Here is a 21044-nt window from a genome sequence, read left to right as displayed (position 1 = left end):
TTGGTGGCCTTGGTTGGCCGGTGCTTTGTCTGGCTTCCGATGCGTGTCGGTCGCTCTCCTTGGGGCAGGATCGCCCTTGTTTTCCTCGGCATTCCGAGCATTTGAGCGGGCCATATAAACGCCCCGCTCGAATTTATCAAGACGTGTTTAGAACGCGTCTTCGAATTTCTTCGCCAGATCTTCGATGTTGTCCGGTGGCCAGTCCTCGACGTCCATACCAAGGTGCAGACCCATGCCGGACAGCACTTCTTTGATCTCGTTCAAAGACTTGCGGCCGAAGTTTGGTGTACGCAGCATTTCTGCTTCGGTTTTCTGGATCAGATCGCCAATGTAAACAATGTTGTCGTTCTTCAAGCAGTTTGCAGAACGTACAGACAGTTCCAGCTCGTCCACTTTCTTCAGCAGAAGTGGGTTGAACTCGAGACCATCGTCTTCGTCCTGACGGCCAGCAGCTTCTGGTTCGTCGAAGTTTACGAAGATAGACAGCTGGTCCTGCAGAATACGAGCAGCGAAAGCAACCGCGTCTTCTGGTGTGATTGAACCATCTGTTTCGATCTTCATGGTCAGCTTGTCATAATCCAGAACCTGACCTTCACGGGTCGGCTGAACGTCATAAGAGACCTTCTTGACCGGAGAGTAGATCGCATCGATTGGCATCAGGCCAATTGGTGCGTCTTCTGGCTTGTTCTTGTCTGCAGAGACATAGCCCTTACCAGTGTTCACAGTCAGTTCAACGAACAGGTCTGCGCCATCGTCAAGGTGACAGATAACCAGATCTTTGTTCAGAACTTCGATTCCTGCAGAGTCAGAGATATCACCCGCAGTTACAGCACCAGGACCTTTTGCATTGATGGAAAGACGCTTAGGGCCTTCCACTTCCATGCGCAATGCGACCTGCTTAAGGTTCAGGATGATGTCGGTGACGTCTTCACGAACGCCCGCAACAGAAGAGAACTCGTGCAGAACGTTGTCGATCTGAACAGAGGTGATGGCTGCGCCTTGAAGCGAGCTCATCAGAACGCGGCGTAGCGCGTTACCCATTGTCAGACCAAAACCACGTTCCAGTGGCTCAGCAACAACAGTTGCTTGGCGTGCAGGATCATTGCCCGGCTTGATTTCAAGCTGGGTTGGCTTGATCAGTTCTGCCCAATTTTTGTGGATCATGCGTCCCTCCATTCTTGTCAAACCCCCACGATCAATCAGGGTTCGACTCCCGAGGTTTCAAAATGACGAACTGGGGCCGTGAAAAACACGCGGCCCCAGGCACTAATTCTTTAATTATACGCGGCGGCGCTTTGGTGGGCGGCAGCCGTTGTGTGCCATTGGCGTCACGTCACGGATAGATGTGATGTTAAAACCAATTGCAGCCAATGCGCGCAGTGCGGATTCACGTCCACCACCTGGGCCTTGCACTTCAACTTCCAGTGTCTTCACACCGTGGTCTTGTGCTTTTTTGCCGGCATCTTCTGCAGCCATCTGAGCCGCATATGGGGTAGACTTACGAGAGCCTTTGAAACCCATGGTACCGGCAGAGGACCAAGAAATTGCGTTACCCTGAACGTCAGAGATCAGGATTTTGGTGTTGTTGAACGAGGAGTTCACGTGAGCAACGCCAGCGGCGATGTTCTTACGTTCTTTGCGCTTAGGCGCTCTTTTATCGCGTGCCATCTAATCAGACCCCCTTATTTCTTCTTACCAGCAATGGCCTTTGCAGGACCTTTGCGAGTACGAGCGTTAGTGTGGGTACGCTGACCGCGAACCGGTAGGTTACGACGGTGACGAAGACCGCGGTAGCAGCCCAGGTCCATTAGACGTTTGATGTTCATTTGAACTTCACGACGCAGGTCACCTTCAACGGTGTAAGTTGCGTCGATGTGCTCACGAACAGCCAGAACTTCGGCGTCAGACAGTTCGTTTACGCGGCGAGTGGCTTCAATACCAACTGCTTCGCAGATTGCGGCAGCAGAAGTATGGCCAATGCCAGTGATATAAGTGAGGGCGATCGGGACCCGTTTGTGGGTCGGGATGTTAACGCCGGCGATACGTGCCAAGTGTCATAGTCCTTCATAGTTGCGGTTCCGTAGCTCCAGAACCTTTTTTCACAACATAAGCCCGAGACATTTCTGCCATCGGGCCGTAGCTGATTCAGGTGATCTGTTTTGCGGGTGCGACCCGAAAAACGAGAATTTGATTCTCTAATAGAGATAGGGGTGAATACGGGGGATTTAGGGGTGGGTCAAGTGGTCTTGCACAACGAAGCTTATGGCTTTCGTTCTAAGATTTTTCATTCTTAACCTGAACAGCTTTTCGAGCTCGGAAAGCACGTACTTTAGTCAGGTTACCGCAGGCGTTTGACGCGCACCATTTCTTAGATTTGTTCCGTGTCGGGTCAATAAACGCTTCACGGCAACGAGTGTTTTCACAAAGCTTTAAGCGTTTCATATCTTCGTTTTCAAGATAGCGGCAAAACCCCAAGGCAATCACGTGAGTGGGTGATTGATCCTCAAACGTGCCCCGTAATGCTGTCTTCCCTTCGGCATCAAGATCAACTCGGTATCTGTACGTGATTGGCCCTAAGAACGAATTAAGCTGCGAAATGTTAGCTTCGTTCAGCTGACCAAACTCCATAAGTTCCGCAACCGCCGCCCTAAGAACAATACGAAGCTCCCGTAAAGGGCCCACCCAAGGCGCAATGTCCCTAATTTCAAAACCCCAGGCTTTCAGCGCCTCATACAGCCACTCAGCTTTGTCCAGATGGTCATCAACATGATCCGGCCCATGAATATGTTCGCTGTTTATCAACTCAATAAAGATCACGTCAATGTAACCATCTAAACTAATTTGACTCGTTACATTCTATAAACCATGGTGAGCACAGAATCAAAACAAAGATTGGTAAACATGTCTCGTTATCATCTCGCACAAATAAACATTGCTCGCTTCACCCACCCTGTGGAGGATCCAGCAAACCTCGATTTCATCAACAATTTAGATCGAGTGAACACAATTGCAGAAGCGCAACCAGGTTTTGTCTGGCGTTTGATGGGTGATGGAAACAGCGCGATGGATATCGATGCATACAACGACCCACAGATCGCCATCAACATGTCTGTATGGACCGACATTGAAGCCCTAAGTGCTTTCGTCTACCGGTCTTTGGGACACCGTCAAATAATGCGCCGCCGTGCTGAGTGGTTTGAACCTAAGCGTATTTCATTTGCCTTGTGGTGGATCGAAGCGGGCACACTTCCGACGATCAGCGACGCCAAGAACCGGTTGGCACATCTGGAGAAACATGGTCCAACTCCAAGTGCATTCATATTCAAACACACATTCACTCAGCCGGACTAAAGTTCGACTGCTTACTATTCAGCCATGATCCCTTTCATGCGCTTTTCAAGCTCGGCTTCCCAGTCCCCTCGGCTCTCCCGAATGCTTTGCAGATAAGCTTCGTTCTCAAGGGCCGGAATGGCCGGGTCATAATGATCCGCAGAGGCCAACATGCTGCGACGATCCAATTCATTGAATGCATCCACCATACGCGCGGCCTGATCTCGCGACTGGCCTAAAGCTTCAATCGCCGAGCGCCCCATGCGCAACGAGCTGTCATAGGTTTCACGAATAATGTCCTTACAGCCTGCGTGCCAAAGGTCATACACATGTTGGCGATCAACAGCGCGCGCCACGATATGCAGGTCAGGATAATGGTGATGAACGTAGTGGACCAATTCAGTGATCTGGTCCTTTTCATCAATCGCAACGACAAACAGCTTAGCTTCGGCAATGCCAGCCGCATGCAATAGATCAGGGCGCGTTGCGTCACCGTAATAGGCCTGCACGCTAAACTTTTTCAGCATCTCTAGCTGCTTTGAGCTGAAATCAATGACCGTCGGATTATGACCACAACCCCCAAGAATACGGCTGACAATTCCGCCGACACGACCGTGCCCCGCAATGATGATATCGCTGCGTTCTGAAATCTCATCCATCTCGCGCTCTTCAGCTTCAGAAAACCGCGGTGCGATGACCTTGTCGTAGATGATGAACAATGCAGGCGTCAGCAGCATAGACAGCGCCACAACTAGCAACAGCCGATCCGCCAACTCGGCAGGAATAACGGCATTTGCAACGGTGAACGACAATAGCACAAAGCCGAACTCACCGGCCTGCGCGAGCCCCAAGGCAAAGAGCCAACGGTCTGCACCCTGAATTTTGAAAATGAACGACAAAAGCAACAGCACTGCAGACTTCAGAACCATCAACCCCAAGGTTAGAGCCACGATCAAAGCAAGGTTGTCAAACAAGAGTCCAAAATTGATCCCTGCTCCAACCGTCATAAAGAACAGACCCAAAAGCAGACCTTTAAACGGATCAATATCGCTTTCGAGCTCATGCCGATATTCGCTGTTGGCCAGAACAACACCAGCAAGGAAAGTACCCAACGCAGGTGAAAGGCCAACCAAAGACATCAGCAATGCAATGCCGATCACCATCATCAATGCGGTCGCGACAAACAGCTCCCGCAGATTAGCTCCGGCGATAAAACGGAAGATAGGGCTGGTCAGGAACATCCCGCCACCGACTACGGCTGCAATCGAACCCAAAGTTACAAGCGCAACGCCCCAGCCCGGTAGCCCGTCTACCAAACTCATAGATGATCCGTGACCATCTCCATGATCATCGCCGCCGTGGGCGCCATGGTCACCACTGTGATCAGCGGCATGGCTCATGGCCTCCATGATCTCAGGCATCGCCAGTAGCGGCACCAAAGCCAGCATGGGGATCACGGCAATGTCTTGAAACAACAACACAGAAAAGCTCGACTGGCCGCCGTCACTTTTCATCAGTCCCTTTTCACCCAAGGTCTGTAAGACAATCGCCGTTGAGGACAGTGCGAAAACGAGGCCAATGGCCAAGGAAACGGTCCAAGGTTGACCAAACAGCATTGCCACGGTCATCACCAACCCGGTTGTTATTCCGACCTGCCCACCGCCGAGCCCTAAAAGTTTGGCCCGCATGGACCACAACAGTTTTGGCTCAAGTTCCAAACCGACCAGAAACAGCATCATGACCACGCCAAACTCGGCGAAATGCTGAATGGAAACCACATCCACATGCAGCCAAGCAAGGATTGGGCTGATCATGATACCGGCGATCAAATAGCCCAGAACCGATCCAAGCCCCAGTCGCGAGGCAATTGGCACCGCAATCACGCCTGCAATCAAAAAGACAAAAGCCAAAAGTAGAAAATCGGTCATGGATTGCGCGTCCCCTAAAGCAGTTCCCAAGCCACAGCATTTACAGGGGAAGGCTGAAAGTAAAGGGGATGATCGGTGCGCGAATGCACATACGCAAAGCGCCCCGCCTTTCACAAAAGGCGGGGCGCTTTGAAAACAAACTACTGACGGTTAGTTCAGAGCGTCTGCGATCTCTGCTTTTACAGCGTCGATCTCTGCCAGACCGTCGACCCAACTCAGGTTACCTTTTGCATGGTAATAGCCGATCAGGGCGTTGGTCTTTTTGTAGTATTCCATCAGACGGATCTTGAGGCTTTCCTCGTTATCGTCTGCGCGGGCTGTACCACCCGCTGCAACCGCTTCTGCCGCGCGCCCAACGATGCGGTCCACCAGCACCTCGTCGTTCACAGCTAAAGCAATCACCGCGTCCAGTTTTTCACCGGTCTCTTCCAGCAGCTCTTCCAAAGCGTCCGCTTGGGTCAAAGTCCGCGGGAAGCCGTCAAAGATGAAACCACCCTTTTTGTCGCCTTCCAGTTTTTCACGGATCAGACCAATTACGATCTCGTCTGTGACCAGCTCGCCTGCGTCCATGATGGCCGCAACCTTTTTGCCCATTTCTGTTCCAGAGGTCTTTGCTGCGCGCAGCATGTCTCCAGTGGAAAGTTGGATCATGTCGCGGGTCTCAACCAAATGGCTGGCCTGCGTTCCTTTACCGGCCCCCGGAGGGCCTAGAATAATAATATTCATCGACGAGCAGCTCCCTTTCTCCCGCGCTTCTTAGAACCCTTTCCACGCAGCTGCGATTTCTCAATCAGGCCTTCATATTGGTGTGCCACCAGATGGCTCTGAACTTGCTGGATCGTATCCATCGTCACGGAGACGACGATCAGAACCGAAGTGCCGCCAAAATAGAAAGGAATTGCCAATTGGCCACGGAGAATCTCAGGCAGGAGACAAACTGCCGCAAGGTAACCTGAACCCAGCACCAGAATGCGCGTCACAACATAGTCCAAATACTCGGCAGTTTTCTTGCCCGGACGGATGCCCGGCACAAAACCGTTTTGGTTTTTCAGGTTGTCCGCCACTTCGTCGACTTTGAAAGACACGTTGAACGTATAGAAGAAAGCAAAGAAGACGATCATCGCTGTGAAGAACAACAGATACAGCGGCTGACCCGGACCAAAGTAGGCCAGAATAGTCGACATGATCGGGCTTGTGGAGTTGCCAGAGAAAGTCGAAATCGTTGTAGGCAGCAGCAGCAGAGAGCTTGCGAAGATCGCAGGGATAACGCCGGCTGGGTTTACTTTGACTGGCAGGTGAGAAGAGCCACCGTCGTAGACTTTCATACCAACCTGACGGCGTGGGTATTGAATGTGGATCTTACGCAGCGCGCGCTCCATAAACACAACAAAAGCAATCGTTGCAACGACCATAACGATCACGCCGACAATCACCGCAGGGCTGATCGCCCCAGAACGGCCAGAGACAAAGAACTGCGCCAGAGCGGCTGGCAGTTCCGCCACAATACCCACGAAGATGATCAATGAGATACCGTTGCCGATGCCGCGTGCGGTGATCTGCTCACCCAGCCACATCAGGAACATGGTGCCGCCCACAAGAGTGACCATGCAGGAAACAATGAAGAACAGGCCCGGGTTGGTGACCAAATCACCAGACTGCAGGGACACGGCCAGGCCATAGGACTGCAACGTCGCCAGGAAAACCGTACCATAACGTGTGTATTGGTTGATCTTCTTACGGCCCTGCTCACCTTCTTTCTTCAACTGTTCCAAAGCTGGAACCATCGAGGTCAGAAGCTGAACAATGATCGATGCTGAAATATACGGCATGATGCCCAAAGCAAAGATGCCCATGCGGCCCAATGCGCCACCGGTAAACATGGATAGGATGCCGCCGATGCCCTGCGCCGCGCCTTCCATGAACTCACGCAGCGCATTTGCGTCAATGCCAGGAACCGGAATAAAGGTACCAAGACGATAAACGATCAAAAGCGCGATGGTGAACAGGATGCGGTTGCGAAGATCGGTCGCTTTACCAAGCGCGGCCCAGCTTGTGTTGGCCGCCATTTGCTCTGCTGCAGATACCATTCGGATCTCTCTTCAAATGACGACGCCGCCAAGAGCGTTTTCCAGCTCTGGCGGCGTCAAATAGGAAAACTAGAGTGTATGTAAGCGCATAAGTTTGCGCTCACAACCTCTTATTCAGCCGCTGGCGCGGAAGTGACCTTCAGAGAGCCACCTGCTTTTTCAACAGCTTCAACAGCGGATTTGGACGCGCCGGTGACTTCGATGTTGGCTTTTGCGGTGATTTCACCTTTTGCCAGAACACGTACACCGTCTTTAACGCGGCGAACCAGACCGGAAGCAACCAAGGCTTCTTCGGTGATTGGTGCGGATGCGTCCAGTTTCTTTTCGTCGATGAATTTCTGGATCAAGCCCAGGTTTACAACAGCGAATGCCTTACGGTTTGGCTTGTTGAAGCCACGCTTAGGCAGACGTTGGTACAAAGGCATTTGGCCGCCTTCGTAACCGTTGATCGCAACACCTGAACGGGATTTTTGACCTTTGATACCACGGCCACCCATTTTACCTTTGCCGGAGCCAGGGCCACGGCCAACGCGCATGCGTTTTTTGGTTGCGCCAGGATTGTCGCTAAGTTCGTGCAGTTTCATTTCGCTTCTCCTTGCCGGAACTGACCCCTGAAGCGTAAAGCGGGCCAAACACGGCTTTTCTTGATTTGTGATTCTGTGGCGGATGAGGCCACTGGTGGCGTATAGGCGGAGAGGCCTACCTTGGCAAGTGTGCAGACTAATGTAACTCGTCGGGCCACCGAGATCGTAGCATTTCGACTCCTGCAAGAATGGGTTCGCGATAACGATCAGGCAGCTCCTGGTAACTCGATATGTAATTGTCCGACAACTTGCCAAGCATGCTTTCCATAGCGTCCGAGTCCTCACCTGCACAAAGGTCAAAAATCAACAACAGCGCTATCGAAACCGCAAAAACATCCACATCACGCTTTTTGTAACTCGCAAGCGAAATGGCTTCGTGAGGGTACCAAGACATCGTCTCCCAATCTAACTCGCAATCGCGCTCATGAATCAAATAAATTAACTGCCGCAGATGCTTCGCCGTTCCTTCCGGCTTTTCATAAGAGTCGTGCCGAGCGATTTGTTCCAACACGCTTTCCGGAGCTGATTTCGCAATCTGCTTCAGTTGAATGAGTAAATCTAAAGTCATTTTGAAATCTCTCAAATCTAAAACTGATTTAAAGTTATCAACTCAAAATTTCGATAAGAACAAAAATGTTCTAAAATCGTCTCAAGAGCCCGGCACCGCCGGGCAGCGCCCGACCCTCCCCACGGGAGGGCGCTTCGCACCCACCCAGGATCGGGCGCCGCCCTTCGTGGAAAGCCACACCCTTCAATACAAAACGCCCCCCAAATTGGGAGGCGCGAAAATCTCAATTTTAGTGTCTTGGCTTATGCGTTGTAGACATGCTCGCGTGCAAGACGTGTGATGTCGTAGCGAGAGATCGCCAGATCTGCCAGATCGCGGTCAGACAGAGCGTCCAACTCACGTACGGTTGTCACATATTCTGCGCGCATTGCGCGAGCGGCTTGGAAGTCTGCGTATGCTTTACGGATGCGATCTGCGAAAGAGACTGCTGTGTAAGTTGTGTTTGCGACTGATGCCATTTTTACGTTTCCTTTTGAGGTCTGGGGCCTATTCCCCAAGTTTGTTTCGTTCTCCTCGTGCCCTCAAATTAGGAAATCTCGTTAGCGCCAACAACGCACAGTTCGGTCTAGCCGTTATGCATCCGCAGCATGGCTATTGCTGCAGGTGCATCCTAGATCAGCGTATCGTGCATTTTAGTGGCAATTGGTGAAAGCTTTTCACGCTCAACCGGTGCAACCACCACAAAAACCCAGGGACCTTCCTGCCAACGGATGGTGTTCAGATCATCGCTCTCCAAGAATCGGAACGAGGTCTGCGCCTCATCTTCGGTTCTGGCCATAAACAACGTCAGGCGCTCACCTTCGGTGGTTTCATACATGTATTGCGCAGCGGCTTTGCCTTCGAAGGGCAGCATTCGCCCGCCGACAAAGTTGAACCCATGGTCCTCTAGCTGCGGCACAGTCATCTCGCGCCCCATGCGTTTGGTCAGCCATGTCTGCAGATGCTCGGTCTCATCCGCACGCACTTCGACAGCATGGCGAACCTCTGCTGTAAACAACCGGTGCGCATCAGCGGCATCAATGGTGGCTTGCACCACAAGAATCTGCGGATCACGCGTCGACGCCACATTGAGGCCATAGCCCCCTGCCCCGCCAACGATGAACATCATCAAGGCCGCCGCGATGTGGCGTTTGGCCCAACGCGGCTCTGATGGCTGATTGGCCGCCATCAAACTCTGCACATGGGTTTCAGAAGGTGTTGGTACCAAAGACTGCAGCAGATCATCCGTCTGCCCCCAAGAGGCAGCGCGTTCTGCCAGAGACGGGTCTTGCTCCATCTCATCTTCAAAGGTGGCACGTTCTTCTGGCGTCATTTCCCCGTCCAGATAGGCGGCAAGACGTTCTTCGATGGTTTTGAAGTCGGTCATTTGACACTCCTGAGCGGTGGGGCGGCTTTATTTACATCTTCGTTCAGTTTAGCGCGGGCACGGGCGACGCGCGATAGGATCGTTCCGGTGGGCACGCCCAGCACATCGGCGCATTCCGCATAGGTCAGGCCACCAAAGGCCACAAGTTGCAGGGCTTGCAGCTGCGTGTCTGGCAGACCTTGCATGCGTGCGATCACGGCATTCAGCTCTGATCGATCTTCAACACTACGATCTTCCGCCGCTCCGCTGTATTCCGGTTCAAACGGCACTTCAGCCAATCGATTGCGCGCGCGAAACCGATCCCGAAACACATTCAGTAGGATTTTCATCACCCAAGGCCGCAATGGCTGAGACATATCCCACAGTTTTCGTTTGCGAATGGCGCGTTCGACACTGTCCTGCACTAAATCATCCGCCTGCGCCCGATCTCGGGTCAGGGAAAACGCATAGCGCCACAAATGGGGCAGCGCTTCTTTTAGCTGGCTGTCAAAGGACACTGAACACACCTTAACCAAACAATAGGGATAGAATGGACCGGCTGGCCCAAGGAAGCCAGCCGGCAATGTCTGATTAAGGCTTCGCGATATGCCAAACGCCTTGCACGCCATCGCCGGTGGTCTGGCCAGGCTTCTTATCTTGGATCCACAGGTACAGCGGCTGGTCTTTGTAAGCGATTTGCTGATCCCCATTTTTGCGAGAGATCACGCTAAAGCCCTCTGGCAGTGGCTTGTCGCTTTCGACCAACAGAGGCGGCCATGCTTTGGCGCAACCTGCATAGCAGTTGGATTTACCGGCATCGTCTTTATCAAAGGTATAAAGCGTCATGTCGTGACCATCAGTGAGGTAGCTAGCATCTGATGTCTTCACATCAGAAGACGCGTGGCCCGCGGCGTAAGCGGAACATGCAGACAGGGAAACAGCTGCGGCGGTGATCATAAGAATACGGGTCATGTTGGGCTCCTAGTGGGTTGCCCTGCGTGGTGCAGGTACAAGACATACGCCGCCCAAACGAAGTTTATTCCCGAGAAAATGCAAAAAAGAAAAACGCTCTCAAATTTGAGAGCGCTTCCAACTGCTTAATGACAGTGAACAATACCTGTCTTTCGCTCCATGTGACAGCATTGTCCCGCTGGAGACGACTTTCGGCAACCACCTCCATGGGCTATTTCAGACAGTTTGAAAGTCGAAAAAGGTTGGATTGAAGTTGCTGCAACTGCTGGTGTCATTAGAGCCAATGTAAATGCGGCCAAGGTAAGAATTTTCATCACAATATCACAAATAGTATCAATATGAGCCATACATTAACCATTTGTTAGCAAATGTGAATAGCGCCAAAGAAAAACGCCCCCGGAAATCCGAGGGCGTTTTCAAAGCTTTAAACAGAAAAGACCTTAGTCTTTTTCTTCGATGATTTCGACCATGTGTGAGATCTTGTTGATCATACCACGGATGGAAGGTGTGTCTTCCAGTTCACGAGTCTTGTGCATCTTGTTCAGACCCAGACCGATCAGCGTCGCGCGCTGGTCTTGTGGGCGGCGGATCGGGGAACCGACCTGCTTAACAACGATAGTTTTAGCCATTGTACGGTCTCCTTACGCGTCTGCTGCTGCAGGCGCTTCATCCTTACGAAGGATGTCAGCTACCTTTTTGCCACGACGTGCTGCAACTTGGCGAGGGCTCGCTTCAGCTTTCAGACCGTCGATGGTGGCGCGGATCATGTTGTATGGGTTCTGGGAACCGATGGACTTTGAAACAACGTCCTTCACACCCAGCATTTCAAACACGGCACGCATTGGACCACCGGCGATGATACCAGTACCTTCAGGTGCTGTACGCATGATGACTTTACCTGCGCCGTGACGACCTTCGACGTCGTGGTGCAATGTACGGCCTTCACGCAGAGGTACGCGTACCATCTGGCGTTTTGCTTGCTCAGTCGCTTTGCGGATCGCCTCAGGTACTTCTTTCGCTTTACCTTTGCCGAAGCCTACGCGACCTTTTTGGTCACCAACAACAACCAGAGCAGCGAAGCCAAAGCGCTTACCACCTTTTACGGTTTTAGACACACGGTTGATCGCAACCAAGCGATCCGCGAATTCCGGAGTTTCCTCTTCGCGCTTACGACCGCGGCCGCGACGATTTTCACGTTCTGCCATTTGGCATTCCTTCATTTTCTGGCGCGTTTGGCGCCGTTAAATCCAATCCTGGTGTCTGGCAGGAAGAACCAGCCAGACCCGGATCATCGGGAGGACGAGACCGTCCTCCGCAATGTTTAGACTTTCAGGCCACCTTCACGCGCAGCGTCGGCCAGAGCCTTCACTTTGCCGTGGAAGAGACGACCACCGCGATCGAAGTACGCTTCGGTGTGGCCAGCTTTGACCGCACGTTCTGCGATTGCCGCGCCAACTTTGGTCGCTGCTTCGATGTTGTTTTTGCCAACGATACCCAGATCTTTTTCCAAGGAGGAAGCAGATACCAGTGTGATGCCCTGTGCGTCGTCGATCAGCTGTGCGCTGATGTTCTTGCTGGAGCGGTTCACGGACAAGCGAAGCTTGCCAACGTTGACCTTGCGAAGTTTGTTCCGGACGCGCAGGCGGCGCTTTAGGAACAGTTCCCGTTTGCTGTTTGCCATTTTGCTGATCCTTACTTCTTCTTACCTTCCTTGCGGAAGATATACTCGTCTTTGTATTTGATACCTTTGCCTTTGTAAGGCTCAGGCTTACGCCATTCGCGGATGTTTGCCGCGACTTGACCAACGAGTTGTGAATCGGTGCCTTCGATGATGATTTCAGTAGGCTTAGGTGCAGTGACCGTAACGCCTTCTGGAACTTCGAAGTTAACGTCGTGAGACAGGCCCAATGCAAGCTTCAGGACTTTGCCCTGTGCTTGTGCACGGTAACCAACACCAACGATCTCAAGCTCTTTCTTAAAGCCTTCGGATACGCCGGTGACGAGGTTTTGTACAACAGTACGGGACATGCCCCACTGTTGACGCGCGCGCTTGGACTTACCGCGAGGAGTCACTGTGACAGTGTTCTCTTCAACGGACAGTGTCACATCGTCGGTTGCGGTGAAGCTATGAGTCGCTTTTGGACCCTTAACTTCGATGGTCTGGCCGGAGACAGAGGCAGTTACGCCTGCTGGCAGCTCGACCGGTTTTTTACCAATACGAGACATCAGCTTCCCCTTAGAAGACCGTGCAAAGCACTTCGCCACCAACATTGTTGGCACGAGCGTTTGCATCAGACATCACACCTTTAGAGGTGGAGACAATCGACACACCCAGGCCCTGACGGACTGTTGGGATGTCATTGACAGCCATGTATACGCGACGGCCAGGTTTAGAAACCCGCTTCACTTCACGAATAACAGGGGTGCCTTCGTAGTACTTCAGGCTGATTTCGAGAGCCGGGTGGCCGTCGGAACCAGTGGTGCTTTCGTAGCCGCGGATGTAGCCTTCATCAGCCAGTACATCCAGAACCCAACCGCGCAGTTTAGACGCAGGCGAAGACACTGTGGACTTGCCGCGCAATTGACCGTTACGGATACGGGTCAGCATATCACCGATAGGATCGTTCATAATGTTCTCTCCTTACCAGCTAGATTTAACCATGCCTGGGATCTGGCCATTGGAGCCCAGTTCCCGAAGCGCGATCCGGCTTACCTTCAGCTTACGGTAGTAAGCGTGAGGACGGCCAGTCAGTTGGCAACGGTTGTGAAGACGAGTAGCCGAGCTGTTGCGCGGCAGTTTTGCCAGTTTCAGACGCGCTTTAAAGCGCTCTTCCATTGGCTTGCTTTCGTCGTTTGCGATTTCTTTAAGCTCGGCGCGTTTGGCAGCGTATTTAGCAACCAAAGCTTCGCGCTTTTTCTCGCGTGCGATCATAGATTTTTTAGCCATGATATCCTCTCCCGCGCTTAAGCGTTGAACGGCATGTTGAAAGCTTTCAACAGGCTCTTTGCTTCAGCGTCGGATTTAGCGTCGGTTGCAATTACGATGTCCATGCCCCAGTTTTCGTCAACTTTATCAAAGTCGATTTCTGGGAAGACGATGTGTTCCTTCAGGCCCATGGCAAAGTTGCCGCGGCCGTCAAAAGATGGCTTCACACCACGGAAGTCACGAATACGTGGCATCGCGATGGTGATCAGACGATCAAGGAATTCATACATGCGGTCGCCGCGCAGAGTAACCTTGGCACCCATTGGCATGTCTTCGCGAACGCGGAAGCCAGCAATAGAGTTTTTCGCCTTGGTTGTCAGGGCTTTTTGACCTGCGATCAAAGTCAGATCTGCCTGAGCGGATTTGGCTTTCTTGGAGTCTTTGACTGCCGCACGACCACAACCGATGTTCAGAACGATTTTATCCAGCTTAGGAAGCTGCATGTCGTTCTTGTAGCCAAACTCTTCTTTCAGAGCTGGGCGGATTGTTTCTTTGTACAGTGTCTTCAGACGTGGAGTGTAGTCAGCGTTATCAAGCATCGATCACATCTCCTGTGGTTTTAGCGAAACGCACTTTCTTGTCGCCTTCAACTTTGAAGCCAACGCGTGTTGCTTTGCCGTTTGCGTCCAAGAATGCCAGGTTGCTCAGCTGGATCGGCAGTGCTTTAGGCACGCGGCCACCTTGATCAGTCTGGGATTGCTTTGTGTGGCGGATGGCCATGTTGATGCCTTCAACCACTGCTTTGCCAGCTTTAGGGTCAACAGAAGTGATAGTACCTTCTTTGCCCTTGTCTTTGCCGGCCAGCACGACGACTTTGTCGCCTTTTTTCAGCTTAGCAGCCATCTTACAGCACCTCCGGCGCGAGTGAGATGATTTTCATGAAGTTCTTTGCGCGCAGTTCACGAACAACTGGCCCAAAGATACGTGTACCGACTGGCTCACCTGCGTTGTTCAGGATCACTGCAGCGTTACGATCAAAACGGATCGCGGTACCGTCTTCACGGCGAACTTCTTTAGCGGTGCGTACGACAACGGCCTTACGGACGTCACCTTTTTTAACGCGACCACGTGGGATAGCTTCTTTAACCGAAACAACGATAACGTCGCCTACGGATGCGTACTTACGCTTAGAGCCACCCAGAACCTTGATGCACTGAACTCGGCGAGCGCCAGAGTTGTCAGCAACATCCAGGTTTGTTTGCATCTGGATCATTTGGTTTCTCCCGACCTTTGGGAACTGACGATGCGTGTCAGCTATGTTCCCAGGGTTTCGACTTTGTTAAGTCGTTCGGGAAGCTTATTGAATTAAGCTTCCAAAACTTCCCAACGTTTCGTTTTCGACTTTGGTGCACACTCGATGATCTTGACTTTGTCACCAACGTTGAAAGCGTTCTTTTCATCGTGAGCCCGGTATTTTTTGGACTTACGGATGGTTTTCTTCAGAACTGGGTGTGTAAAGCGACGCTCTACAGAAACAGTTACTGTCTGTTCGTTTGCGTTGCTTGTGACAACACCGTTCAGAATACGTTTAGGCATCTCTCAAGCTCCTTATTCTGCGGCTTGCGCGGCTTTTTCGTTCAGGATGGTTTTCACGCGAGCAGCGTTGCGGCGAGCCGCTTTGATACCTGCTGTGTTTTCCATCTGACCGGTTGCCTGTTGAAAGCGCAGATTGAAGCTTTCTTTTTTCAGGTTTGCGAGTTCTTCACGCAGTTGATCTGCGGACTTCTCGCGAAGTTCATTGGCGTTCATGTCGCCTCTTCCTTTCCTACACCAGAGAGCGCCTGACGTTATGTTCAGGGTGACCCTTTTGATCTGGTGGACCAAAACAAAACACACGAATCCCGCAAGCAGGAATCGTGAGATGAGCCTCTATAGGAGTGTCAGGGGGTTAGAGCAAGCGAAAGAATCCCAAAAACCCAATATTTCTTGGCGATAATCAGCGTTATCCAAACAGACGATCTTGGAGCCAAATCAAACTCGGATAGGCGCATAGCCAAATCCAGAAAAATCGATTGAGCCCAAACAAACAGGCGTTGGTGAGGTGGAATGTCGCTGCCACCACCATGCCAGCCAAAAGGGAAATCGGATTAAGCAGGGTCAGTGGAAAGATCACCTCAAAGCCAATCACGCTCCAACTCATCAACCAAAGCAGTCGTGGCCGGTCCGCCCACCCCCGCAACCGTTCCGATACCGGATAGGCCGAAAAGCGAAACACATCGACCAAAGCCTGCCCCGACCGCCATTCTGGGTTCACGAGCTTCACATAGCCCGAGACAAAATAAGACAGCACCAGTTGCACCGCCAGATAAGCCATGGCCAAATCCGCCCAGCTCGGAAACAAATGTGCCGCGCCGAGGCAGGTGGTGATCAGCATCGTCATCTTATCAGCGCCACCATTATACGGCCCACCAAAGCGATGCAGCAGAACAAGGCTTGTTAGCCAAAGCCCCCCAACAGCAAACCCGCTGTAGACCCCAGTCAAAAGCCAAACGCAGGCTAATACCCGCGAAGCAAACAGCGCACGATCCCGGCCCACCCAGATATGTTCGACAACGGCCTGCAAGATCGCCAGAGCCAGCATCACCTCGGTGAGGCGCATCATCGCGTCAAAACTCATACCCGCAGCTCCGAGAGAGACACTGGTTGGCTTTCATAAACCACTGTCCCGATGATCTGATCGTCCTCCGGCGTCATAAACATCAGTCGAAACTGTATCTCCCCAGCAACCTCCGGGATATTCTCAGCAATCAACCTGTTCAACTCTGCCTCAGAGTGATCCACCAAGCCCGACACCAGCCGTTCGGCCAAAGCTACCATATAAAGCTGCGTATTCCGCGCTGGGTTCCAAATCATCCGCCGCGCCATGCGACCCAAACCAACATCGTCGGGGATCGGGTGGCTTTCACACCATTCACTCCCCTGCCCTCCATTTAGAATGCGGTATTCCACCCGCGGGGACGGCCCCACCTGTTTAAAGAACCGCCAACTCGGGAAAAGCGCTGGCAAAAGCAAATCAATCGTGCGTCGCAACATGCCCCATCATTACTGACCCGCGATTTCAGCAGCTTTAAAGATGTGCGCGAACCAAAGGTTTTCTGCACCGCTTTCGCACGCTATAGAAACGCCATGTCACAGATTGAATCACTCTTCGTCACCCGCCTCTACCGCGCTCCTTTGTCTGAATTCAAACCAGTCATCGATGCCCAAGAACTAGAGACCTCCTGCATCGTCATCGCTGAAGATGACGAAGCCGGCCACGCCTGGTGCGAAGAACAGGGCTATCCGGGCTATACGTCTTATGCATCGCTCACCGACCTGCCTTGGCGCTTCCCGATCTTTGCTGATTTGGTGAAAGTGCTCGATCAACACGTGATGTCCTTTGCCAAAGACCTCGAGTTTGATCTGGGTGAAGGCAAGCTGGTTCTCGAAGACCTCTGGATCAATATCTTGCCTGAAGGCGGATCACACGGTAGCCACATCCACCCGCATTCCGTGATCTCCGGCACAACTTATGTATCCATGCCCGAAGGCACCAGCGCTTTGAAACTCGAAGACCCGCGCCACGCCATGATGATGGGTGCCCCGGCCCGCGTCAAAGGTGCGCGCCGCGAGATGAAGAACTTTATCTATATGAAACCCGACGTAGGCGACGTGCTGCTATGGGAAAGCTGGCTGCGCCACGAAGTGCCGATGAACATGGCCGAAGACGAACGAATTTCAGTCAGCTTTAACTATAAATGGGTATGAACTATTCGGAAACGCCGCTCGCAGACCTAACAGTCGAGTTCGACCAGCGTCCCGAAATGCCGCCCCTGCCCGGCGCGACCGAGGATCATCGTCGCCAAGGCCGTAAACTGGCCGCGATCCATCGCATGCACTTAATGGATATGGCCCGCATTGCTGCACTGCTCAGACGCACCGAATTGGGCGACGCTAGCCCCGAAGAGCTGAACAAAGCCGTTCGGGGCTTGGAGCTGACCGAAAACATGCGCAGCTTCGGCTCGCTTTGTGGCCGCGAATGCAAAGTGCTCGCATTTCACCACGACGCCGAAGAACACAGCATCTTCCCACAGCTCGAAGCGCAGCAAGTCGACGCGCTCACTGCCCTCGTCGCCCGCCTGCGCGCGGAACACAAAGTGGTGCACGAGCTGATCATCCGCCTCGAACGCGCGGCCATGGCCCTGATGTTTGAAACCACACCGGAAAATTTTGCCGAAGCCAAAGCCGTCTATTGGAAGCTCGAAGAGGTGATCCGCTCTCACTTCGGCTATGAGGAAACCCAATTGGAAGAAGCCATCGGCCTCTTCCTAGAAGGTCTCTAACCCCACCTAAATGCGCGTGGTCTTGTAAGCTGCCGACGCCGCTTCCGCCAAAATCAACGTCCCCGCCCCGCCGATAAAAGCCGCCGCAAAGCGGTTCAGTCGGCGCAACGCCTTCGGCTGCGTCATCATGGTGCGCGCCTTGCTGGCAAGCACGGCATAAGGCGACAGGGCCACAAAAATGATCAGGACGGTCAACACGGCAAGCACAGCCCACTGGGCAAAATGCACATTGTTCAAATCCAGAACCGTCGGCAAAAGCGCGAGGTAAAACACAATGGCTTTAGGATTGCCCAGGGTCACAAAATACCCTGCCAGAAAGGATCCGATGCCAGATTGCGCTTCGGTGCGTTTGATTTTGGTCAGGCCGACGTCACTGGTCCAGAACTTATAGGCCAAATAGACAAGGTAAGCCCCGCCGAGCACTTTGATCACAATGAACGCGCTGGCAAAGGTCTTGGCGATGGCAGCTAGACCGACGATGGCAACTGTAAGATAGGTCACGTCGCCCAAAGCAATCCCGCCAAGAAACATGGCCGACGCGCGACGATCTCCGCCCAAGGCCTGCCCAACAAAGGCTGCGATCCCCGGGCCGGGAATAATGGCCGAAATGCCAAGTGCTGCAATATAGGCAAGATATGGAGTCACGGTTTCCATGGGGCTATGTCCTTGAGTGCGACGCGCACAGAATCATTCATCACCTTTGAAATCAATCAATAACTTATGATCAGATCGCCGAGTGACATTCGATTAAAGAAACATTCGTATCCATAAAATGCCTACGTGCAAGGCGGTTGTTCAATGTTGCACATGCAACAAAGTGTCAAATAGTAACTTTTGAATGTATTTTATGTTATGTTTTCCGTGTCGCTTTGGGCGGCACCAATAACGGGGAGACTAATAATGAAACTAATGTCACGTATCGGCACGGCCTTTGCCCTCTGTCTAGTTTTCGCAACTTCAGCCTTCGCTGAAGGACACTCTCGCTCAACCGAAGAGGTTCTAACTCATCATTTGACGGCGTTTGGTGCCGGCGATGTTGATGCAATCATGAAGGACTACGAGGACAGTAGCGTAATCATCGTGCCGTTTGGCGTACTGGAAGGACCTGAAGCAATCCGAGGATTGTTTGAGGCACTGGTGGCTGAATTCTCAAAACCCGGTATGAGCTTTTCATTAGACACCACACATATCAATGGCAATGTCGCCTACATCGTCTGGTCGGCCGAAACGGCTGACAACGTGTATGAATATGCAACGGATACGTTCTTCATAGACGGAGGCAAGATCCAATCCCAAACCGTCGCTTTTAAAGCAACAGCCAAATAATCGGCAAACAAAAACCCCCGCCGCTTGCGCGCCGGGGGTCAAATCTCATCGTAGGCCGGGCTTCAGCCCGGCACCACCTTACCAGTCTTCGCGCAGAACAACGCGTGTTTTAACCGGCAGCTTCATTGCGGCCAGACGCAGCGCTTCACGCGCAACTTCGTCGGACACACCGTCGATTTCAAACATCACGCGGCCAGGCTTCACTTTGCAGACCCAACGGTCAACAGAGCCTTTACCTTTACCCATACGAACTTCGATAGGCTTGGCTGTTACTGGCACATCTGGGAAGATGCGGATCCATACACGACCCTGACGTTTCATGTGACGGGTCATCGCACGACGTGCCGCCTCAATCTGACGCGCAGTGACACGCTCTGGAGTGGTCGCCTTTAGACCGAAAGAACCGAAGTTCAGAGTGGAACCACCCTTCGCATCGCCCTTAATCCGGCCTTTGTGCGCCTTACGGAATTTAGTACGCTTTGGTTGCAACATAATCTATGTCTCCCTTAGCGACGACCGCCGGCACCGCGAGGTGCTGGACCGTCTTGAACTTCCTGAGAACGACGATCACGTGCCGCTGGATCGTGCTCCATGATCTCGCCTTTGAAGATCCAGGTTTTGATCCCGATGATACCATATGGTGTCATCGCTTCAGAGTGAGCGTAATCGATGTCCGCACGCAGAGTGTGCAAAGGCACGCGGCCTTCACGGTACCATTCGGTACGCGCGATTTCAGCACCACCCAGACGACCCGCAACGTTTACACGGATACCCAGGGCACCCATACGCATTGCGTTCTGAACGGCACGTTTCATCGCACGACGGAAAGACACACGGCGTTCCAGCTGCTGAGCGATAGACTCGCCAACCAGCTGAGCGTCGAGCTCTGGCTTACGTACTTCAACGATGTTCAAGTGCAGCTCGGAGTCAGTCATCGCAGCAATTTTCTTGCGCAGAACTTCAATGTCCGCACCTTTTTTGCCAATGATAACGCCAGGACGCGCTGTGTGGATTGTCACGCGGCACTTTTTGTGCGGACGTTCAATGATCACACGAGCAATACCAGCTTGCTTGCACTCAGTTTTGATGAACTCACGGATTTTCAGGTCTTCGAGCAGAAGATCACCGTAGTCCTTGGTGTCCGCATACCAGCGGCTGTCCCAAGTACGGTTGATCTGCAGGCGCATGCCGACCGGATTGACTTTATGTCCCATTAGGCTTGCTCCTCTACTTGACGCACCTTGATGGTGATCTCAGCAAATGGCTTGATGATTTTACCGAAACGACCACGTGCACGAGGACGACCGCGCTTCATTGTCAGGTTCTTACCAACGTAAGCTTCTGCAACGATCAGCTCGTCCACATCCAGGTTGTGGTTGTTTTCAGCATTGGCGATGGCGGACTGAAGACATTTCTTCACGTCCTGAGCGACACGCTTATTGGAGAAAGTCAGGTCGGTCAGAGCCTTCTCAACTTTCTTGCCGCGGATCATGCCAGCAACCAGGTTCAGTTTTTGCGGGGAAGTACGGAGCATGCGCAGTTTTGCCATTGCTTCGTTATCTGCCACGCGGCGGGGATTCTTTGCCTTGCCCATGA

The 21044-nt window shown here is 52.5% G+C and carries 34 protein-coding genes; 4 read left to right on the top strand and 30 right to left on the bottom strand.

The window, feature by feature from the left end; genetic code table 11:
- Positions 1 to 147 precede the first annotated feature (147 nt).
- The 4 genes from JXQ85_RS03815 to JXQ85_RS03800 form a co-directional block, all read right to left on the bottom strand.
- Positions 148 to 1164, bottom strand: a complete 1017-nt coding sequence (locus tag JXQ85_RS03815; protein WP_265019732.1) for a DNA-directed RNA polymerase subunit alpha — start codon at positions 1162 to 1164, stop codon at positions 148 to 150.
- A 114-nt stretch (positions 1165 to 1278) separates the two neighbouring features.
- Positions 1279 to 1668 (bottom strand): 30S ribosomal protein S11, encoded by a 390-nt coding sequence (rpsK, locus tag JXQ85_RS03810; protein WP_421747535.1) that lies wholly within the window; start codon positions 1666 to 1668, stop codon positions 1279 to 1281.
- A gap of 14 nt (positions 1669 to 1682) precedes the next feature.
- The gene (gene rpsM / locus JXQ85_RS03805) at positions 1683 to 2051 is read right to left on the bottom strand and encodes a 30S ribosomal protein S13 (RefSeq protein WP_421747534.1); all 369 of its coding nucleotides are present in this window, start codon (positions 2049 to 2051) and stop codon (positions 1683 to 1685) included.
- A gap of 223 nt (positions 2052 to 2274) precedes the next feature.
- Positions 2275 to 2817, bottom strand: coding sequence for a CGNR zinc finger domain-containing protein (locus tag JXQ85_RS03800; RefSeq protein WP_421747533.1), 543 nt, complete (start codon positions 2815 to 2817; stop codon positions 2275 to 2277).
- Positions 2818 to 2901: 84 nt separating this feature from the next.
- Between JXQ85_RS03800 and JXQ85_RS03795 the strand changes: the two genes are divergently transcribed.
- Entirely contained in the window at positions 2902 to 3351 is a 450-nt protein-coding gene (locus JXQ85_RS03795) for a DUF3291 domain-containing protein (RefSeq protein ID WP_421747532.1), read from the top strand.
- 14 nt (positions 3352 to 3365) lie between these two features.
- Here JXQ85_RS03795 and JXQ85_RS03790 read toward each other — a convergent pair whose 3' ends face one another.
- The 22 genes from JXQ85_RS03790 to JXQ85_RS03685 all read right to left on the bottom strand — a co-directional run bounded on the left by JXQ85_RS03790 (position 3366) and on the right by JXQ85_RS03685 (position 16833).
- Positions 3366 to 5258 carry a cation:proton antiporter gene (locus tag JXQ85_RS03790; RefSeq protein WP_421747531.1) on the bottom strand — a complete coding sequence of 631 codons (1893 nt, stop codon included), beginning with the start codon at positions 5256 to 5258 and terminating at the stop codon, positions 3366 to 3368.
- A gap of 150 nt (positions 5259 to 5408) precedes the next feature.
- On the bottom strand, positions 5409 to 5984 hold the full coding sequence (locus tag JXQ85_RS03785) for an adenylate kinase (RefSeq protein ID WP_421747530.1): 576 nt from the start codon (positions 5982 to 5984) through the stop codon (positions 5409 to 5411).
- The gene (secY, locus tag JXQ85_RS03780; RefSeq protein ID WP_421747529.1) at positions 5981 to 7345 is read right to left on the bottom strand and encodes a preprotein translocase subunit SecY; all 1365 of its coding nucleotides are present in this window, start codon (positions 7343 to 7345) and stop codon (positions 5981 to 5983) included. The genes JXQ85_RS03785 and secY overlap by 4 nt, the downstream gene beginning before the upstream one ends.
- A gap of 110 nt (positions 7346 to 7455) precedes the next feature.
- Positions 7456 to 7929 carry a 50S ribosomal protein L15 gene (gene rplO / locus JXQ85_RS03775; protein WP_421747528.1) on the bottom strand — a complete coding sequence of 158 codons (474 nt, stop codon included), beginning with the start codon at positions 7927 to 7929 and terminating at the stop codon, positions 7456 to 7458.
- A 136-nt stretch (positions 7930 to 8065) separates the two neighbouring features.
- Positions 8066 to 8497, bottom strand: coding sequence for a hypothetical protein (locus tag JXQ85_RS03770; RefSeq protein ID WP_421747527.1), 432 nt, complete (start codon positions 8495 to 8497; stop codon positions 8066 to 8068).
- A 242-nt stretch (positions 8498 to 8739) separates the two neighbouring features.
- Positions 8740 to 8955, bottom strand: coding sequence for a DUF1127 domain-containing protein (locus JXQ85_RS03765; protein WP_421747526.1), 216 nt, complete (start codon positions 8953 to 8955; stop codon positions 8740 to 8742).
- A gap of 152 nt (positions 8956 to 9107) precedes the next feature.
- Positions 9108 to 9863, bottom strand: coding sequence for an anti-sigma factor family protein (locus JXQ85_RS03760; RefSeq protein WP_421747525.1), 756 nt, complete (start codon positions 9861 to 9863; stop codon positions 9108 to 9110).
- The gene (locus tag JXQ85_RS03755; protein WP_421747524.1) at positions 9860 to 10360 is read right to left on the bottom strand and encodes an RNA polymerase sigma factor; all 501 of its coding nucleotides are present in this window, start codon (positions 10358 to 10360) and stop codon (positions 9860 to 9862) included. Before JXQ85_RS03755 ends, JXQ85_RS03760 begins: the two co-directional genes overlap by 4 nt.
- A gap of 73 nt (positions 10361 to 10433) precedes the next feature.
- Positions 10434 to 10814, bottom strand: a complete 381-nt coding sequence (locus tag JXQ85_RS03750) for a hypothetical protein (protein WP_421747523.1) — start codon at positions 10812 to 10814, stop codon at positions 10434 to 10436.
- Between the two features lie 440 nt (positions 10815 to 11254).
- A complete protein-coding gene (rpmD, locus tag JXQ85_RS03745) occupies positions 11255 to 11443 on the bottom strand; it encodes a 50S ribosomal protein L30 (protein ID WP_421747522.1) in 189 nt (62 codons plus the stop codon).
- Between the two features lie 12 nt (positions 11444 to 11455).
- Entirely contained in the window at positions 11456 to 12019 is a 564-nt protein-coding gene (gene rpsE, locus JXQ85_RS03740; RefSeq protein ID WP_421747521.1) for a 30S ribosomal protein S5, read from the bottom strand.
- A gap of 116 nt (positions 12020 to 12135) precedes the next feature.
- Entirely contained in the window at positions 12136 to 12495 is a 360-nt protein-coding gene (rplR, locus tag JXQ85_RS03735; RefSeq protein WP_421747520.1) for a 50S ribosomal protein L18, read from the bottom strand.
- A gap of 11 nt (positions 12496 to 12506) precedes the next feature.
- Positions 12507 to 13040, bottom strand: coding sequence for a 50S ribosomal protein L6 (rplF, locus tag JXQ85_RS03730; protein ID WP_421747519.1), 534 nt, complete (start codon positions 13038 to 13040; stop codon positions 12507 to 12509).
- Between the two features lie 10 nt (positions 13041 to 13050).
- On the bottom strand, positions 13051 to 13443 hold the full coding sequence (rpsH, locus tag JXQ85_RS03725) for a 30S ribosomal protein S8 (RefSeq protein ID WP_421747518.1): 393 nt from the start codon (positions 13441 to 13443) through the stop codon (positions 13051 to 13053).
- Positions 13444 to 13455: 12 nt separating this feature from the next.
- A complete protein-coding gene (rpsN, locus tag JXQ85_RS03720; protein WP_072791829.1) occupies positions 13456 to 13761 on the bottom strand; it encodes a 30S ribosomal protein S14 in 306 nt (101 codons plus the stop codon).
- 17 nt (positions 13762 to 13778) lie between these two features.
- Positions 13779 to 14339 carry a 50S ribosomal protein L5 gene (rplE, locus tag JXQ85_RS03715; protein ID WP_421747517.1) on the bottom strand — a complete coding sequence of 187 codons (561 nt, stop codon included), beginning with the start codon at positions 14337 to 14339 and terminating at the stop codon, positions 13779 to 13781.
- Complete coding sequence (rplX, locus tag JXQ85_RS03710) at positions 14332 to 14643, bottom strand: 50S ribosomal protein L24 (protein ID WP_421747516.1); 312 nt, start codon at positions 14641 to 14643, stop codon at positions 14332 to 14334. Before rplX ends, rplE begins: the two co-directional genes overlap by 8 nt.
- 1 nt (position 14644) lies before the next feature.
- A complete protein-coding gene (gene rplN, locus JXQ85_RS03705) occupies positions 14645 to 15013 on the bottom strand; it encodes a 50S ribosomal protein L14 (RefSeq protein ID WP_035248467.1) in 369 nt (122 codons plus the stop codon).
- A gap of 92 nt (positions 15014 to 15105) precedes the next feature.
- Positions 15106 to 15336, bottom strand: a complete 231-nt coding sequence (rpsQ, locus tag JXQ85_RS03700) for a 30S ribosomal protein S17 (RefSeq protein WP_058313885.1) — start codon at positions 15334 to 15336, stop codon at positions 15106 to 15108.
- Between the two features lie 12 nt (positions 15337 to 15348).
- On the bottom strand, positions 15349 to 15549 hold the full coding sequence (gene rpmC / locus JXQ85_RS03695) for a 50S ribosomal protein L29 (protein WP_421747515.1): 201 nt from the start codon (positions 15547 to 15549) through the stop codon (positions 15349 to 15351).
- A 193-nt stretch (positions 15550 to 15742) separates the two neighbouring features.
- A complete protein-coding gene (locus JXQ85_RS03690; RefSeq protein ID WP_421747514.1) occupies positions 15743 to 16417 on the bottom strand; it encodes an HTTM domain-containing protein in 675 nt (224 codons plus the stop codon).
- Complete coding sequence (locus JXQ85_RS03685) at positions 16414 to 16833, bottom strand: hypothetical protein (protein ID WP_421747513.1); 420 nt, start codon at positions 16831 to 16833, stop codon at positions 16414 to 16416. Before JXQ85_RS03685 ends, JXQ85_RS03690 begins: the two co-directional genes overlap by 4 nt.
- A 93-nt stretch (positions 16834 to 16926) precedes the next feature.
- On the opposite strand from JXQ85_RS03685, the gene JXQ85_RS03680 reads away from it, so the two are divergent.
- Both JXQ85_RS03680 and JXQ85_RS03675 read left to right on the top strand, forming a co-directional pair.
- A complete protein-coding gene (locus tag JXQ85_RS03680) occupies positions 16927 to 17547 on the top strand; it encodes a TIGR02466 family protein (protein WP_421747512.1) in 621 nt (206 codons plus the stop codon).
- The gene (locus JXQ85_RS03675; RefSeq protein ID WP_421747511.1) at positions 17544 to 18122 is read left to right on the top strand and encodes a hemerythrin domain-containing protein; all 579 of its coding nucleotides are present in this window, start codon (positions 17544 to 17546) and stop codon (positions 18120 to 18122) included. Before JXQ85_RS03680 ends, JXQ85_RS03675 begins: the two co-directional genes overlap by 4 nt.
- Before the next feature lie 6 nt (positions 18123 to 18128).
- On the opposite strand, the gene JXQ85_RS03670 is transcribed toward JXQ85_RS03675, so the two are convergent.
- The gene (locus JXQ85_RS03670; RefSeq protein ID WP_421747510.1) at positions 18129 to 18776 is read right to left on the bottom strand and encodes a LysE family translocator; all 648 of its coding nucleotides are present in this window, start codon (positions 18774 to 18776) and stop codon (positions 18129 to 18131) included.
- A gap of 246 nt (positions 18777 to 19022) precedes the next feature.
- Here JXQ85_RS03670 and JXQ85_RS03665 point away from each other — a divergent pair, with 246 nt between their 5' ends.
- Complete coding sequence (locus JXQ85_RS03665; RefSeq protein WP_421747509.1) at positions 19023 to 19448, top strand: nuclear transport factor 2 family protein; 426 nt, start codon at positions 19023 to 19025, stop codon at positions 19446 to 19448.
- A 78-nt stretch (positions 19449 to 19526) separates the two neighbouring features.
- Here the strand turns inward: JXQ85_RS03665 and rplP are convergent, their stop codons facing one another.
- The 3 genes from rplP to rplV are packed head-to-tail and all read right to left on the bottom strand — an operon-like array spanning position 19527 to position 21042.
- Positions 19527 to 19940 (bottom strand): 50S ribosomal protein L16, encoded by a 414-nt coding sequence (gene rplP / locus JXQ85_RS03660; RefSeq protein WP_058313892.1) that lies wholly within the window; start codon positions 19938 to 19940, stop codon positions 19527 to 19529.
- A 14-nt stretch (positions 19941 to 19954) separates the two neighbouring features.
- Complete coding sequence (rpsC, locus tag JXQ85_RS03655) at positions 19955 to 20662, bottom strand: 30S ribosomal protein S3 (protein ID WP_421747508.1); 708 nt, start codon at positions 20660 to 20662, stop codon at positions 19955 to 19957.
- Positions 20662 to 21042, bottom strand: coding sequence for a 50S ribosomal protein L22 (gene rplV, locus JXQ85_RS03650; RefSeq protein ID WP_058313894.1), 381 nt, complete (start codon positions 21040 to 21042; stop codon positions 20662 to 20664). The genes rpsC and rplV overlap by 1 nt, the downstream gene beginning before the upstream one ends.
- Positions 21043 to 21044 lie beyond the last annotated feature (2 nt).

Origin of the sequence: Cognatishimia sp. (genome assembly GCF_049116455.1) — a bacterium.
Lineage (GTDB): Bacteria > Pseudomonadota > Alphaproteobacteria > Rhodobacterales > Rhodobacteraceae > Cognatishimia.
This window is presented reverse-complemented; position numbering and strand designations above follow the sequence as displayed.

Excerpts from the sequence above, each read along its gene's own strand:
- rplX (WP_421747516.1), bottom strand. The coding sequence starts at position 14,643 with ATGGCTGCTAAGCTGAAAAAAGGCGACAAAGTCGTCGTGCTGGCCGGC.
- rpsK (WP_421747535.1), bottom strand. The coding sequence starts at position 1,668 with ATGGCACGCGATAAAAGAGCGCCTAAGCGCAAAGAACGTAAGAACATC.
- JXQ85_RS03665 (WP_421747509.1), top strand. The coding sequence starts at position 19,023 with ATGAAACTAATGTCACGTATCGGCACGGCCTTTGCCCTCTGTCTAGTT.
- rplE (WP_421747517.1), bottom strand. The coding sequence starts at position 14,339 with ATGCTTGATAACGCTGACTACACTCCACGTCTGAAGACACTGTACAAA.
- secY (WP_421747529.1), bottom strand. The coding sequence starts at position 7,345 with ATGGTATCTGCAGCAGAGCAAATGGCGGCCAACACAAGCTGGGCCGCG.
- JXQ85_RS03765 (WP_421747526.1), bottom strand. The coding sequence starts at position 8,955 with ATGGCATCAGTCGCAAACACAACTTACACAGCAGTCTCTTTCGCAGAT.
- JXQ85_RS03770 (WP_421747527.1), bottom strand. The coding sequence starts at position 8,497 with ATGACTTTAGATTTACTCATTCAACTGAAGCAGATTGCGAAATCAGCT.
- JXQ85_RS03675 (WP_421747511.1), top strand. The coding sequence starts at position 17,544 with ATGAACTATTCGGAAACGCCGCTCGCAGACCTAACAGTCGAGTTCGAC.
- JXQ85_RS03680 (WP_421747512.1), top strand. The coding sequence starts at position 16,927 with ATGTCACAGATTGAATCACTCTTCGTCACCCGCCTCTACCGCGCTCCT.
- rplF (WP_421747519.1), bottom strand. The coding sequence starts at position 13,040 with ATGTCTCGTATTGGTAAAAAACCGGTCGAGCTGCCAGCAGGCGTAACT.
- JXQ85_RS03785 (WP_421747530.1), bottom strand. The coding sequence starts at position 5,984 with ATGAATATTATTATTCTAGGCCCTCCGGGGGCCGGTAAAGGAACGCAG.
- JXQ85_RS03685 (WP_421747513.1), bottom strand. The coding sequence starts at position 16,833 with ATGTTGCGACGCACGATTGATTTGCTTTTGCCAGCGCTTTTCCCGAGT.
- JXQ85_RS03670 (WP_421747510.1), bottom strand. The coding sequence starts at position 18,776 with ATGGAAACCGTGACTCCATATCTTGCCTATATTGCAGCACTTGGCATT.
- rplO (WP_421747528.1), bottom strand. The coding sequence starts at position 7,929 with ATGAAACTGCACGAACTTAGCGACAATCCTGGCGCAACCAAAAAACGC.
- rpsQ (WP_058313885.1), bottom strand. The coding sequence starts at position 15,336 with ATGCCTAAACGTATTCTGAACGGTGTTGTCACAAGCAACGCAAACGAA.
- JXQ85_RS03815 (WP_265019732.1), bottom strand. The coding sequence starts at position 1,164 with ATGATCCACAAAAATTGGGCAGAACTGATCAAGCCAACCCAGCTTGAA.
- rpsE (WP_421747521.1), bottom strand. The coding sequence starts at position 12,019 with ATGGCAGAACGTGAAAATCGTCGCGGCCGCGGTCGTAAGCGCGAAGAG.
- JXQ85_RS03760 (WP_421747525.1), bottom strand. The coding sequence starts at position 9,863 with ATGACCGACTTCAAAACCATCGAAGAACGTCTTGCCGCCTATCTGGAC.
- JXQ85_RS03750 (WP_421747523.1), bottom strand. The coding sequence starts at position 10,814 with ATGACCCGTATTCTTATGATCACCGCCGCAGCTGTTTCCCTGTCTGCA.
- JXQ85_RS03790 (WP_421747531.1), bottom strand. The coding sequence starts at position 5,258 with ATGACCGATTTTCTACTTTTGGCTTTTGTCTTTTTGATTGCAGGCGTG.
- rpmD (WP_421747522.1), bottom strand. The coding sequence starts at position 11,443 with ATGGCTAAAACTATCGTTGTTAAGCAGGTCGGTTCCCCGATCCGCCGC.
- rplV (WP_058313894.1), bottom strand. The coding sequence starts at position 21,042 with ATGGGCAAGGCAAAGAATCCCCGCCGCGTGGCAGATAACGAAGCAATG.
- rplR (WP_421747520.1), bottom strand. The coding sequence starts at position 12,495 with ATGGCAAACAGCAAACGGGAACTGTTCCTAAAGCGCCGCCTGCGCGTC.
- rplN (WP_035248467.1), bottom strand. The coding sequence starts at position 15,013 with ATGATCCAGATGCAAACAAACCTGGATGTTGCTGACAACTCTGGCGCT.
- rpsN (WP_072791829.1), bottom strand. The coding sequence starts at position 13,761 with ATGGCTAAAAAATCTATGATCGCACGCGAGAAAAAGCGCGAAGCTTTG.
- JXQ85_RS03795 (WP_421747532.1), top strand. The coding sequence starts at position 2,902 with ATGTCTCGTTATCATCTCGCACAAATAAACATTGCTCGCTTCACCCAC.
- rpsC (WP_421747508.1), bottom strand. The coding sequence starts at position 20,662 with ATGGGACATAAAGTCAATCCGGTCGGCATGCGCCTGCAGATCAACCGT.
- rplP (WP_058313892.1), bottom strand. The coding sequence starts at position 19,940 with ATGTTGCAACCAAAGCGTACTAAATTCCGTAAGGCGCACAAAGGCCGG.
- rpsH (WP_421747518.1), bottom strand. The coding sequence starts at position 13,443 with ATGAACGATCCTATCGGTGATATGCTGACCCGTATCCGTAACGGTCAA.
- JXQ85_RS03690 (WP_421747514.1), bottom strand. The coding sequence starts at position 16,417 with ATGAGTTTTGACGCGATGATGCGCCTCACCGAGGTGATGCTGGCTCTG.
- rpmC (WP_421747515.1), bottom strand. The coding sequence starts at position 15,549 with ATGAACGCCAATGAACTTCGCGAGAAGTCCGCAGATCAACTGCGTGAA.